At 69.0% G+C, this 13,105-nt stretch carries 10 protein-coding genes and 1 pseudogene; 8 read left to right on the top strand and 3 right to left on the bottom strand.

What is annotated here, in order from left to right; all coding sequences use genetic code 11:
• Positions 1 to 174 precede the first annotated feature (174 nt).
• Positions 175 to 3,408: an FG-GAP-like repeat-containing protein gene (locus tag ACTOQ2_RS38560; protein ID WP_440106119.1), complete on the top strand. Its 3,234-nt coding sequence runs from the start codon at positions 175 to 177 to the stop codon at positions 3,406 to 3,408.
• Between the two features lie 219 nt (positions 3,409 to 3,627).
• Here ACTOQ2_RS38560 and ACTOQ2_RS38555 read toward each other — a convergent pair whose 3' ends face one another.
• On the bottom strand, positions 3,628 to 3,906 hold the full coding sequence (locus ACTOQ2_RS38555; RefSeq protein WP_440106117.1) for a hypothetical protein: 279 nt from the start codon (positions 3,904 to 3,906) through the stop codon (positions 3,628 to 3,630).
• Between the two features lie 58 nt (positions 3,907 to 3,964).
• Positions 3,965 to 4,093 (bottom strand): annotated as a pseudogene (locus ACTOQ2_RS38550) (transposase); the annotation flags it as partial.
• 250 nt (positions 4,094 to 4,343) lie between these two features.
• Between ACTOQ2_RS38550 and ACTOQ2_RS38545 the strand changes: the two are divergent.
• Complete coding sequence (locus tag ACTOQ2_RS38545; RefSeq protein ID WP_344744386.1) at positions 4,344 to 4,553, top strand: three-helix bundle dimerization domain-containing protein; 210 nt, start codon at positions 4,344 to 4,346, stop codon at positions 4,551 to 4,553.
• Between the two features lie 605 nt (positions 4,554 to 5,158).
• Here the strand turns inward: ACTOQ2_RS38545 and ACTOQ2_RS38540 are convergent.
• On the bottom strand, positions 5,159 to 5,974 hold the full coding sequence (locus ACTOQ2_RS38540) for a glycerophosphodiester phosphodiesterase (RefSeq protein WP_440106115.1): 816 nt from the start codon (positions 5,972 to 5,974) through the stop codon (positions 5,159 to 5,161).
• Between the two features lie 405 nt (positions 5,975 to 6,379).
• Between ACTOQ2_RS38540 and ACTOQ2_RS38535 the strand changes: the two genes are divergently transcribed.
• The 6 genes from ACTOQ2_RS38535 (at position 6,380) to ACTOQ2_RS38510 (ending at position 12,986) form a co-directional block, all read left to right on the top strand.
• Entirely contained in the window at positions 6,380 to 7,171 is a 792-nt protein-coding gene (locus ACTOQ2_RS38535; RefSeq protein WP_440106113.1) for a helix-turn-helix domain-containing protein, read from the top strand.
• Positions 7,172 to 7,568: 397 nt separating this feature from the next.
• The gene (locus ACTOQ2_RS38530) at positions 7,569 to 8,228 is read left to right on the top strand and encodes a beta-ketoacyl synthase N-terminal-like domain-containing protein (RefSeq protein ID WP_440106146.1); all 660 of its coding nucleotides are present in this window, start codon (positions 7,569 to 7,571) and stop codon (positions 8,226 to 8,228) included.
• A 119-nt stretch (positions 8,229 to 8,347) separates the two neighbouring features.
• Positions 8,348 to 9,463, top strand: coding sequence for a hypothetical protein (locus ACTOQ2_RS38525; protein ID WP_440106111.1), 1,116 nt, complete (start codon positions 8,348 to 8,350; stop codon positions 9,461 to 9,463).
• A gap of 34 nt (positions 9,464 to 9,497) precedes the next feature.
• Positions 9,498 to 10,664: a toxic anion resistance protein gene (locus tag ACTOQ2_RS38520; RefSeq protein ID WP_440106109.1), complete on the top strand. Its 1,167-nt coding sequence runs from the start codon at positions 9,498 to 9,500 to the stop codon at positions 10,662 to 10,664.
• A 116-nt stretch (positions 10,665 to 10,780) separates the two neighbouring features.
• Positions 10,781 to 12,370, top strand: coding sequence for an extracellular solute-binding protein (locus ACTOQ2_RS38515; protein WP_440106107.1), 1,590 nt, complete (start codon positions 10,781 to 10,783; stop codon positions 12,368 to 12,370).
• Positions 12,357 to 12,986, top strand: a complete 630-nt coding sequence (locus tag ACTOQ2_RS38510) for a hypothetical protein (RefSeq protein WP_440106105.1) — start codon at positions 12,357 to 12,359, stop codon at positions 12,984 to 12,986. Before ACTOQ2_RS38515 ends, ACTOQ2_RS38510 begins: the two co-directional genes overlap by 14 nt.
• The last annotated feature ends 119 nt before the right edge of the window (positions 12,987 to 13,105 follow it).

Raw genomic sequence — 13,105 nt, 5'->3', positions numbered from 1 at the left:
CGCGGTCGTCGACGCGCTTCGCCTCGCCCCGCATCCGCGACCAACGTGACGGGAAGCGGAGCCTCACACGACCTGCGTCAGGGGCGGACCCTGACCGCCCCGGCATCCCGGCAAGCATCTTTGATCAACCCGCCCGCTCGGCGAGCCGCCGGCGGATGAACAGGTGGAGGGACCGTGCTCGCATCCCGCGGCAGGATGTTCACCCGATTAAGAAGAAGAGGCAGGGTCCTGACGGCCCTGCTGGTGACCCTTTCACTGCTGCTCCAGGTGGGCTTCCAGCCTGCCGCGAAGGCCGCGACCACGATCACGGTTAACTTCGCGCTCCCCGAAGGTTTCGAGCGTACCCAGATCCACGACTGGGTCGCCGACATGAACGGTGCCAACGAACTGCTCAGCGACTCCTTCAAAGAGGAACTGATGCGTAACAAGGGGTCCATTCCAGTTGGGTTCATGGACAACTGGGTGGACTTCGACGGAACCATCGCCGTGAGAGGTTCCACCCTGACGATCACAGCGGAGACCGACGAGCCGCCCCCCGAGCCGGCCCCATCACCGCCCCCCGGAGTGTCCCCATGGGCGGCCTTTCTGATCGGCCTCGCCACCGTGGGGATCTATCTCACCATCCGAATCACCTGCTCTTTGTTCTTCCTTCCCGAGTCAGGTCCGCTGGCGCCCCTCGCCAACGCGGCATGCTCGGGGCTGGCGACCTTCTTCGCCAATTTCGCCAGGGGCGCGATCGTCCAGACCATCGCCCCGAGCCCAGATCCGAACGCCTGGTGGAATCTCCTGATCTGGTCCTTTGTCCTCGGCGCGAGCTCGGCCCTCTGGGACGGCTACTTCGGGCCCCGCTTGAACCTCGACCATGGGAGCTCGTTCACGAGTCTGGCCCGGGGCGTGCGTGATTTCGGTCGCCAGGTGAAAACCTGGTGGTGGGGGGGCAACGTCGGCGCGTCCATGGAAGCCGCGGCTGCGACCGTGGAGGAGAACATTCCTCAATACGTGGAAGAGATCGAACTCGCCGCCGGCGAACGTGGATCGCAAACCCGGGCCTTGCGGGTAATGCCGCTCGGTGACTCCATCACCCACGGCGTCGGCGGGACCCCTGGCGGCGTCGGCTATCGAGGCCGCCTGTGGGACCTGTTGCAGGACGACGCGAGCGCACTCGACTTCGTCGGCTCCGTGGACTCCGGGCACGGCTACATCCCCGACACCGACCACGAGGGGCACCCCCGCTGGCGGATCAGCCAGATCGACACCCTGGCGACCGAGTGCGCGATCAGCCGCTACCGGCCCAACGTCGTCGTGTTGCACATCGGGACCAACGACCTGGCGAACGACGAGGAGCCCGACACGGCCCACATCCGCCTCGGCGGGCTGGTCGACAGGATCACCGACATCTCGCCGCTCACCACGGTCCTCGTCTCCAGCCTCGTGCCGGCGAAGGACGAGAGGGACAACTCGCTGATCGCGATGTACAACGCCAGGCTGCCGACCATCGTCAACAACCTCCGCGCCGAGGGCAAACGCGTCAGGCTGGTCGGCAACGGCGCTCTCGGGTTCACCGCGGCCGACCTGGCCGACTCGCTGCACCCCAACAACGACGGCTACCGCAAGATGGCCAACGCCTACCACAACGCGATCAACGCCGCGATGGACGAGGGCCTGATCATGCCCGCGCTCCCCGGCGACAACCGACCGTGCACCCCGGCGCCGGCCAGCCCGCCGCCGCCCCCGACGGGCCCCGCTCCCGCAGGCTGGGATTACGCAGGCAAGATCGCATCGGTTCCTGGCGCGAGCCGTGCGCAGGTCCGCTTCGCCGACGTGAACGGCGACGGCCGCGACGACTACCTCCTGGTCGGCGAGCAGGGCCAGGTCAGGGCCTGGCTCAACAACCGCGCCGGTCAGGGCGGCGGCTGGAACTACATCGGCGAGATCGCCACCGGGGCGGCCCCCCGCCAGCAGGTGCGATTCGCGGACGTGAACGGCGACGGCCGCGACGACTACCTGGTGGTCGGCGACCAGGGCCAGGTCTCGATGTGGCGCAACGCCGGCACCGGCGGCGCCGTCAGCTGGGTGGCCCAGGGCGTGGTCGCCACGGGTGTCGGCGCGACGCGTGACCAGGTGCGGTTCGCCGACGTCGACGACGACGGCCGCGACGACTACCTGGTGGTCGACGACCAGGGCCGGGTGCGCGCCTGGCTGAACCAGGTCACCGTCGGCGGCGGGGGGTGGTCGTACCAGGGCGAGATCGCCTCGGGCGTCGGCGCCACCCGTGACCAGGTGCGATTCCACGACCTCGACGGTGACGGCGACGACGACTACCTGGTGTTCGACGACACGGGTTACACCAAGGCCTGGCTGAACAACGTCGGCGGCAACCGGCCGTGGATCTACCAGGGCGCCGTCGTCGGTGGCGTGGGCGCCTCCCGTGACGAGGTGGTCATGGCCGACATCGACGGGAACGGCCGCGACGACTACCTGACCGTCAACGCCGCAGGCGAGGTCGCGGCCTGGCTGAACGAACGCTGGGGCCGTGCCGACCCGTGGGACTACCAGGGCCAGATCGCCTCCACCGACGCGCCCCGCCAGGAGGTCAGGTTCGCCGACCTGAACGGCGACGGCCGCGACGACTACCTTCTGGTGAAGGACAACGGCAGGGTGGAGGCCTGGCTGAACGTCCGGGAGGCAGATCGCGTCGGCTGGAACTTCCGCGGCGAGGTCGCGTCCGGATCGGGTCCGCGCGACCACATCCGCTTCGCCGACCTGAACGGCGACAACCGCGACGACTATCTCGTGGTCGGCGACCAGGGCCAGGTCAAGGCGTGGTTCAACAGCGGCACCGGTGATGCCGTCGCCTGGACGAGCAAGGGCCAGCTCGCCTCGGGCTCCGCCCCCCGCGACCAGATCAGGTTCGCCGACATCGACGGCGACAACCGAGACGACTACCTCGTGGTCGACGACCAGGGCAGGGGCCGGCTCTGGCGCAACACCGGCACCGGCGATGCCGTCTCGTGGGTCAGTCAGGGCGAGATCGCCTCCGGCGTCGGCGCGACCGGTCCCACGGTGACCTTCGCCGACGTCAACGGCGACCGCCGTGACGACTACCTGGTCCTCGGCGACTACGGCCAGATCCGCGCGTGGACCAACAACCGGGGCGGCTCCGGGTCGGCCTGGCAGGCGGCCGGCGAGATCGCCTCCGGCGTCGGCGTGGCCCGCGCGAACATCGGTCTGGCCGAGATCAACGGTGACCGCCGGGTCGACTACCTCGTCCACGACACTCTGGGCGGGGTGAAGGCCTGGTTCAACAACGGCGCCGGCACGACCGGTACGACCACCCCCATGCCGAACGACCCCCAACCACCGCCGCCGGGAGGCCTGCCGCTCTGCGTGGCCAACCGGTGTTGGTGATCTGAGGCGCCCTGATCGATCAGAGCGAAACCGAAACTCGCATCACGGGCTTCGCCGGAGACCGTTCCGGCGAAGCCCTGCGACTGCCGGCCGTAACGCGCGGTCGGAGGTCGCGATGGTCATGCGGGGCCCCGACCGCTGACGAAGGGCGGCTGTGGGCCGACACACGGTCGGCTAACAGTCGGCTACGACGGCGCCCATTCCGCTGAGGTCCTTCGCTCACCCCAGGGGGCGGCCGGAGTACGCCAGAAGGGCGCCGTGGACCGGGGCGATGTACCGGATAAAAGGCCGGTCGAGCTCGGCCTCGACGTAGGCGGTCACGTCGACGTCGTTGACGACGAGACGCTCGAAGTCGCCACCGAGGTAGACGTCGCTCCCATAGCAGTCGACGATCTTCAGACCGCTGACCTCGCAATCACGGATCTCGAGACCGGCGAGGTCGCACAGGTGGATGCGGGCACCACGGAACTGGTCACTCTGGGCATACTCGGCAGCCATCGAGGCAGTCTTCCGCACCCGTCCCGCCCGCGCCACCTTTGGAGGGCGATCCGGTTCACAACCGCCACAAGATCCCGTTGATGACCTCGCGGTGGTCACGCCAGGGACGTTCCCTGCCATCGGTCGCGGGCGGCAGGGGCTCGATCCGTTGCCAGGCCTTGTCGGTCAGCTCACCTCGTCGCACCACGAACGATCATCTAACCGCATCCACCGTGATCATTTGTCGGACACCGCCGCCCAAGCCCGCCGCGACCTGCCCATCACTTCCTGACCTCCCCATGCCCGGGGCACAAACGACCCGCTAGGGCGTGGCGCTCAACGCGCGTATGGCTTCCGTAACTAAACTGGATATTTAGGGATATTTAATATCGATTCGGGGCAAATAGGCCGAAGATGCTGTAGATGGGTACGCGCCTGACGCCAACTTGGGAGGCTTCATGAGCATAGATGTCGCCGAACGAGAGCACCTGGCCCTCGGTGAGCTTACCGACCGTTTGACGAAAGTCTTCGCCGGTACTCATGAGGCCGAGCGGGTGCACTCCACTGTGACGGCAATCCACCAGCGCTTCGATGACCGTCCTATCCGTGATTTCGTTCCCGTTTTCGTTGAGCGGATCGCCCGTAAGGAACTCGGCGGCTCCGCCTGAGGCGCTGGGCGACTCCAGGGGCGGTGGAGCGCAGCGCAGACATGTCCTTGCAGGCGATTGGGCCTGCTTGCCGTCAGCCTGGAGGCGTGCGCGGGCCTGCTTCGCTCCTGCGCACTCACGCGGTGTAGGCGATCGGGAGCGCCGCGCCCGAGAGGAACCGCTCGCTCGGCTTGATCCGCTGGGCACCCGGTTGTACGAGGTGGCCAAGCCGCTCTACCGGGCGGCGAGCGGGACCAGTGTGACCAGGGGCGAGATACACCATGGCGGGGGTAGGTTGCGCCAGACCGTCCGGCTGAGTACGACCTCCTCGAAGGTCGTGCGAAGATCACGAAGATGTTCTCGCGCGGGTGGCGCCCATCGCGCCCAGCGGTAGGCGAACTGGGGGAACAACAGGGGGCCACCGTCGTCACCCGGCCGGGGTGAACACCGGAAGACATCTCCCCGAGCTCTCCACCGGCCGACGTCCCCTGGCCGGGGCTCTGGTGCGCCACGATCAAAGGCCGGGGGATCGGGGCGCCCCCTCCCGCCGTTACCGAAAGTCGGCGATCTAGCGTGTTCGAGCAGGTGATTCATTCAGGTGATTCATTGTTTCGAGCGCGAGCGGGTCAGGGCGTCAGGTCGGGTTTGTTGGTGATGATGCCGTCCACCCGGTAGGAGATCACGCGCCGCATCATCGCCGGATCGTCCACGGTCCAGGTGAAGACCTCCATGCGGTGGCGGTGGACGCGCCTGACGTACTCGGGGGTGAGCTCGTTGTAGGGCGGGTTGATCTGGTCGGCGAACCTCGCGAGTCTCGGGAGGTCGGCGATCGCGGGCGTGCCGATCAGGCCGATCGGGACCCGGGGCATGACCCGGTGGAACGTGCGCATCGAGTTCCAGTCGAACGACTGCACGACGAGCCGTCCGGGCCCCAGCCACGAGGGGTGACGTCGTAGCTCGTCGGCGACGCGGGTCTCGATGCCCCGGTAGAGCCCCGGCGCCTTGATCTCCAGCAGCAGGCCGAGCCGGCTCGCGCTCATCGCGCGCAGGGTCTCTCCGAGCGTGGGCACCGGCTCGCCCTTGTACTTCGCGTCGAACCACGAGCCCGCGTCCAGCCTGCGGATCTGCGCGAGGTTGAGGTCGCCGACCCTCCAGGGCGCCAGGCCGGGGAACAGTCTCTCGGCGTTGGTGGTACGGGCCAGTGTCGTGTCGTGCATCAGGACCAGCTCGTGGTCCTTGGTCTCCTGGACGTCGAGCTCGAACATGTCGGCGCCCTGCTTGTTCGCCAGCTCGAAGGCCGCGACGGTGTTCTCCGGCGCGTACGCCGACGCCCCGCGGTGGGCGACCGTGGTGGGGGCCGGTGGCTGCGCGGCGGCCGGGGGAACGACCGCCGCCAGCACCGCCAGCGTGGTCATGACGGTGAGGACGAGTCGTCGGAACATGGGTCTCCTCGACATCCGGGGAACGTCCTACGACCCTGAATCTGACCCACGTTCATGACATCGAGTTGACATGCGAGTGGTTGGCCGATGCCGGGCAGATGAGCAATCGCCTCGGCACCGCTGTGCCGCGCGTGTCGCTATGGCCCGGCGTGGGAGAGGGTTGGAAGTAGTTGGTGGTTGAGCATGTATCAGGATGTGTGAGTGAACGTGAAAGAGTGGGTTAAGGCGCAGGCGTCTTCATCGACGTGCCCGCCTCCACCGACACCGCTGGCAAGACCACCGGCTCCCTCTGCGGTTTCCTGCGCTCCCGAGGCAGGCGTCTGACTGTTCGCCGGTCAGGTAGTCATTGATCATGACTCCTACAGTACGTTGACGGTCGGCGACGTACTGTGAGGGGGAGGGTTGATGCGGGTCCACCAGGCCTACCGCTACGCCCTGGACCCCACCCCCGAGCAGGTGCGCCTGCTCGCCTCCCACTGCGGCGCGTCCCGGTTCGCCTTCAACTGGGGCCTGGCCCGCGTCAAGGCCGCCTTGTCCCAGCGGGAGGCGGAGAAGTCCTACGGGGTGCCCGATGAACACCTGACCGAGGCGCCGTGGTCGCTGTATGGCCTGCGCCGGGCGTGGAACACCGCCAAGGGCGACGTCGCGCCGTGGTGGGCCGAGCACTCCAAAGAGGCCTGCACCAGCGGCCTGGACGGCGTGGCGCGGGCGCTGAGGAACTGGGCGGCTTCGCGTCACGGCACCCGTAAGGGGCCGAAGGTCGGGTTTGCCCGGTTCAGGTCCAAGCACCGCGCCACCCCCTTCGTGCCGGTTCACCACCGGTGCGATCCGGGTGGAGGCCGACCGCCGCCACGTGACACTGCCCCGGATCGGCACCATCCGCACTCACGAATCGACCCGGAAACTGGCCCGGCATCTGGAGCGCGGCACGGGGCGGATCCTGTCGGCCACCGTCCGCCGCGAGGAGGCACGGAAACGTGTCCAAGGTGCTCGTCCCGGCCGTGCTGGCGCCGCTGGCGGCGATCCTGGTGGCCACCGTCGGCACCTACCTGGTCTACGTCATCACCAGGAACGTCCCCGAGAACACCAGGAGGCGCGGGTTCCAATACGGCCAGATCGGCTCGGCCTCGCTGGTCTCCCTGGCCCACGGCACCAACGACGCGCAGAAGACGAGGGGCGTCATCACCCTCGCGATGATCGCCGCCGGCCTGTTCGTCATCTACGTCGGGGCGTACATCTTCAACGTCCTGCAGGTCAGCCTGTGCCAGATCGTGACGCCCCCGCAGCTGCTCGGCCGGATGAACTCCGTCTTCCGCTTCGTCACCTGGGGCATGATCCCCCTCGGCGTCACCGTCGGGGAACTGCTCGTGGCCCCGCTCGGGCTGCGCGAGGTCTTCTGGATCGCCGCGGTCCTCACCGTCCTGTCGATGCTGCCTCCCCTCTTCTCCCTGGTACGCAAGCTGCGCGACGGTCAGGCCCCGGCCGAACCCGAGGACGGCTCCAAGGACGGCTCCATGGACGGTGCGCGGCCCGCACGGACGGGGGACCGACCGTGCCGCCGCACGCCGAGCAGACGTTCATCGCGATCATCGGGATGGCGGGCCGTTTCCCCGGCGCGCCGGACGTCGACGCGTTCTGGGCGGGGCTCGCCGCCGGAACCGAGTTCATCACGCGATCCCCCGAGGAGGAGAACACCGGCGGGGCCTCCGCCTACGGCGTCGTGCCGGACGCCGACCTCTTCGACGCGGGCTTCTTCGGCTTCTCGCTGTGCGAGGCCCTGGAGAACGCCGGCTGCGATCCAGGCGCCTACCCCCGGCGTGATGCGTGTACGGCGGCTGCGGGGACACCGATCACCTGGCGATGCTGCGGGAGCGCCGGGACCTGTTCCCCGGCGTCACGGACTGGCAGACGGGTGTTTCGGGGACTCCTCCCTGATCGTGTCGCTGAGCAGGTCATTGCGTCCGTTGATCTCGTTGACCCAGGTGGTCACCTCAGCCCGGTCGAGGCCTTCGGGAACCGGGATCTCCAGCATGGTCCTGGTGGTGGCGGTCTGCGCCGCCGGCAGGTGGTTCTCTCGGGGCGGCATGGTCTTCGGCCGGTTCCCGAAGGTGGGCGCGGACGGCGTACGGGCGGTGGTGACGGGCGATCCGAGGGGCGCCCTCGACGCTTTCCAGCGGGTCGAGGCCGGCGCCGGGGGATTTATGCGAGTTCCGGCGTGACGACGGCGACCGCCCTTCGAGCGGCGTGTCGGTGAACGGAAAGTGAATTGTCAATACGTTGTGAGTGCCTCGCTCCGCACTGTCGTCATTAATCACATAATTCAATTACAACCGCTATTTCATAGCGATACGGGGCAAGCTTTCGAGGGATCACATGAGGCGTTGGATCGGTGTCGGGCTGGCACTGCTCCTCGGCGCCGCCGTGGTGGCGGCGATCGTGGTGGGCAACCGTGACGGCGGCGCGGAGACGCGTGAGCTCACCCTGGTCCGGGGGGTGATCGGATCGGAGAAGAAGCCGTTCTTCGACGATCCGAGAGTGCGGGCGGCCTTCGCCGCGCACGGTCTCCGGGTGGAGGTCGACACCGCCGGGTCGCGCCAGATCGCGACCTCGGTGGACCTGGGGAAATACGGCTTCGCGTTCCCGTCCAGCGCTCCGGCGGCCGAGAAGATCAGGCGTGACCGGGGTGCCGCCCGCACGTTCGCGCCGTTCTCCTCGCCCATGGCGATCGCCACTTTCACCCCGATCGTGGACGTGCTCACCAGGGCGGGCGTCGTACGGGACTCCGGTCAGGGTTACCAGGTGCTCGATATCCAGAAATATCTGGGTTTGGTGGCGAAAGGCACTCGGTGGGATAAATTGCCGGGTAATACCGCTTACCCGGCGCGCAAGCGCGTGCTGCTCACCACCACCGACATCCGCACCTCCAACTCCGCGGCGATGTACCTGGCGATCGCCGGTTACGTGGCCAACGGCGACGACGTGGTCACCTCCGACGGGCGAGGGGCCAGGGTCGCCCAGGCCGTCGCCCCCCTCTTCCTCGACCAGGGCTACTCCGAGACCTCCACCGAGGCGCCGTTCGAGGACTACCTGTCCCTGGGGATGGGGAAGACGCCCATGGTCGTGATCTACGAGGCGCAGTACGCCTCGCGCCTGTTCGCCGGGGACGGCTCGATCCGCCCCGACATGCGGCTGCTCTACCCCTCTCCCACGGTCCTGAGCAAGCACACGCTCGTACCGCTGAGCGCGCGGGGCACCGAGGTCGGCCGCCTCCTGCAGGAGGACCCGGAACTCGGACGCCTCGCGGCCCTGTACGGCTTCCGCACCGCCGCCCCCCGGGCGTTCGACGACCTCGTGGCGAAGGTGGGGGCTCCGCTGCCACCCGGCCTGGTCGACGTGGTGGAGCCCCCCGACCACGAGCGGCTGGAGGGCATGATCTCCGCGGTCGAGACGCTCTACCGCTCCGGAGCGGTCCCCTCACCCACTCCCTGACCTCACCTTCCCAGCGCTTCGAGGAGAGACCACCGTGAGCGATCTCGTGCTCAGCCCGCCCGAACCCGTGGCCAAGGTGCCCACGGAGAAGGCGGCCACCATGCTGCCGGTCCCGGAGGGGCGGGAGGCGGAACTGGCGGAGAAGGCCCGCGGTTTCGCCGAGGAACTGGGCGGCCTGGACCCCAGGTCGCCGGAGTTCACCAGGAAGGTGCACGACATCACCTCCATGGGCGACGCGGAGATCCGGGCCTCCTCCCAGGTGGCGAACCGCATGCTGAGGCGCCCGGTGGCCGCGCTGGCGTCCGTCAAGGGCGAGGGCCGGGACGCGCAGGCGGCGGTGGCGGGGCAGCTGGTCGCGCTGCGCCGGACGATCGTCGACCTCGATCCCAAGCAGACGTCCGGCCCGGCCAGGAAGCTGCTGGGACTGATCCCGTTCGGCGACCGGCTGCGCGACTACTTCGCGAAGTACCGGTCGGCGCAGAAACACCTCGACGACATCATCCGCGCCCTGAAGTCCGGGCAGGACGAGCTGCGAAAGGACAACGCGGCCATCGAGGGCGAGAAGACCAACCTGTGGGAGTCGATGAAGCGCCTGCAGGAGTACGCCCTGCTCGCCGCCGCCCTCGACGCCGCGGTGGAAGAGAAGATCATGTACGTCGAGGCGGCCGAGCCGGAGAAGGCCACCGCCCTGCGCTCGGACGCGCTGTTCGGCATCCGGCAGAAGCACCAGGACCTGCTGACCCAGCTCGCGGTGTCCGCCCAGGGGTATCTCGCGCTGGACCTGATCCGCAAAAACAACCTCGAACTGATCAAAGGCGTGGACCGGGCGACCACGACGACGGTCGCGGCGCTGCGCACGGCCGTGACCGTGGCCCAGGCCCTCGCCAACCAGAAACTCGTGCTCGACCAGATCACCGCGCTGAACGCCACCACCTCCGACCTGATCGTGGCGACCAGCGAGATGCTGCGCACCCAGGCCGCCGGCATCCAGACCCAGGCGACCTCGACCACGGTCGACATGGACGCGCTGCGCAAGGCGTTCGACAACATCTACGCCACCATGGACATGATCGACACGTTCAAGGCCAAGGCCGTGGAGAACATGGCGATCACCGTGGACAGCCTGACCGTCGAGCTGGACCACGCGCGCACGTACCTGGAGCGCTCCCGGCGCGGCGACGAGCAGGAGCTCCCGCGATGAGCGGCCCGGCGCCCGGTGCGTCGCCGGCCCCCCGCCCGGCCTGGTCGGCATCCGGCGTGCCACTCGGTTCACGCTCGACTGGGTCGGCGCTCGGCGTGCGGGCGGGTGGCCGCCGGGTGAGGCGGGCGCTCGCCGTGCTGGTCCCGCTGGTCCTGCTGGTGGCGTCGGCCGCGTGCGGCGGAGCCGACACGCCCGGCACCTCCGACACTCCCGCCGACGGCTCCGACGTGCTCCGCGTCCTCGCCGGAAGCGAGGTCGGCGACCTGGAACCGCTGCTCAGGCGGGCCGAGGACGCCATCGGCGTGCGGGTCACGCTGTCGTACGCCGGAACGCTCGACGGGGCCGACCAGGTGGCGAGCGGCGGCGCGGACGGGCGCCACGACGCGACCTGGTTCTCCTCCAACCGCTACCTGTCGCTGATCGACGGGGCGGCCGCGCGGCTCTCGACCCAGACCAAGGTCATGGTCTCGCCCGTGCTGCTCGGGCTGAAGGCGTCCAAGGCCCGCGAGCTCGGCTGGGACGCCAAGCCCGTGACCTGGAACGACATCGCCTCGGCCGCCCGCGCCGGGAAGTTCACCTTCGGCATGACCAGCCCCGCCGCGTCCAACTCCGGATTCTCGGCCCTGGTCGGCGTGACGGCGGCGCTCTCCGACGCCGGCGAGGCCCTGGAGGAGGCCCAGATCACCGCGGCGACCCCCCAGCTGAAGGAGTTCTTCTCCGCGCAGACGCTCACCTCCGGCTCCTCCGGCTGGCTCGCGGACGCGTACACCAAGGAGGGCACGGTGGACGGGCTCGTGAACTACGAGTCCGTGCTGCTCGGCCTCAACGCCTCCGGAAAGCTCTCCGAACCGCTCACACTGGTCTACCCGAGCGACGGGGTGGTGACGGCCGACTACCCCCTCACGCTCCTGAGCTCCGCGCCTCCGGAGAAGAAGGAGCTGTACGGCAAGCTCGCCACCTGGCTGCGCACGCCGGAGATCCAGCGGGAGATCATGACCACCACCCACCGCAGGCCCATCGTCCCTGAGGTTAGGCCGGAGCCGCGTTTCGGGACCGCGTCGCTGGTGGAGCTGCCCTTCCCCAACCGGCGCGGCGCGGCCGACAAGCTGATCGGCGTCTACCTCAACCAGGTCCGCAGGCCGTCGCGGACCCTGTTCGTGCTGGACACCTCCGGCTCGATGAAAGGGGAGCGGATCACCGCGCTCAAGCAGGCGCTGAGCGCCCTGTCCGGCGCCGACACCTCCGCCAGCGGATCGTTCTCGCGCTTCCGCGACCGCGAGACGGTCACGATGATCCCGTTCAACACCGGCCCCGGCACCCCGCGGACCTTCACCCTGCCCGACCGCGACGCCGAACCGGTGCTCCAGCGGATCCGCTCCTACGGCGAAGGACTGCGGGCCGGCGGCGGTACCGCGATCTTCGACAGCCTGCGGGCCGCCTACGAGCAAGTGCGGTCCTCGCCGTCGGAGGACTTCACCTCCATCGTGCTGATGACGGACGGCGAGAACACCGACGGCGGCTCCTACGACGACTTCGCCGCCCACTACGCCTCTCTCCCCGTGAAGGTCAGGACGTTCGTCGTGCTCTTCGGCGACAGCGACGTCGACGAGATGAAGCGGATCGCCGAGCTCACCGGCGGGGCGACCTTCGACGCCCGGCGGGGATCGCTGGCCACGGCCTTCAAGGAGATCCGTGGCTACCAATAGCCCGGGAGAGCGGATCCTCGCCTACGCCGGATCGACCAGGAACATCGCCGGATGCGCCCTGGCCCTCACCGGGGTGGTCCTGGTCTTCCTCGGCGTCGCCGGAACGTACTGGCCCGTCGTGGTCGCCGGGCTGTACGGCGTCGGGGCGCTGCTGGCCCCGGCGGACCGGGTGAGGCTCACGATCTCGCACGCGGAGGTGGAGTCCCGGCAGCTGGGTGCCGACCTGGACACCCTGCTGGCCGAGGTCGGCCAGAACCGCTTCCCCGACGACGTGACGACGAGGGTCGGCGCGCTCGCCGAGGTGCTGCGCGGCATCCTCCGGCGGGCGGACACGCTCACCTCCTCACCCGACCACCTGCACATCGTGTCGCAGACGATCAGGGACTACCTGCCCTCCAGCCTGGAGACGTACGCGAACCTGCCCCGCTCCCGCGCGCTCACGCGGCGCGGCGAGCGGGAGCGCAGCGCGCACGAGGAACTGCTCGCCCAGCTCGACCTGCTGGACACCCAGCTGCGTAAGGTGGCCGAGTCGGTCTACCGGGGCGACGAGCAGGCCCTGCGCGACCAGGGCAGGTTCCTGCGGGACCGGTTCGGCGGCTCCGGCCTGGACCTCTGACCTGGTCGCCCGACGTCTCCGGGGGCGCGAGGAGGCCCCGTCTCGATCGCCTTCGCACCGGTGAGGTCACAGAGCGGGGAGTGGCACGCCACCGGATCCAGGGTGGCGAGGGCCTGCAG

Origin of the sequence: Streptosporangium sp. H16 (genome assembly GCF_051918855.1) — a bacterium.
GTDB lineage: Bacteria > Actinomycetota > Actinomycetes > Streptosporangiales > Streptosporangiaceae > Streptosporangium.
This window is presented reverse-complemented; position numbering and strand designations above follow the sequence as displayed.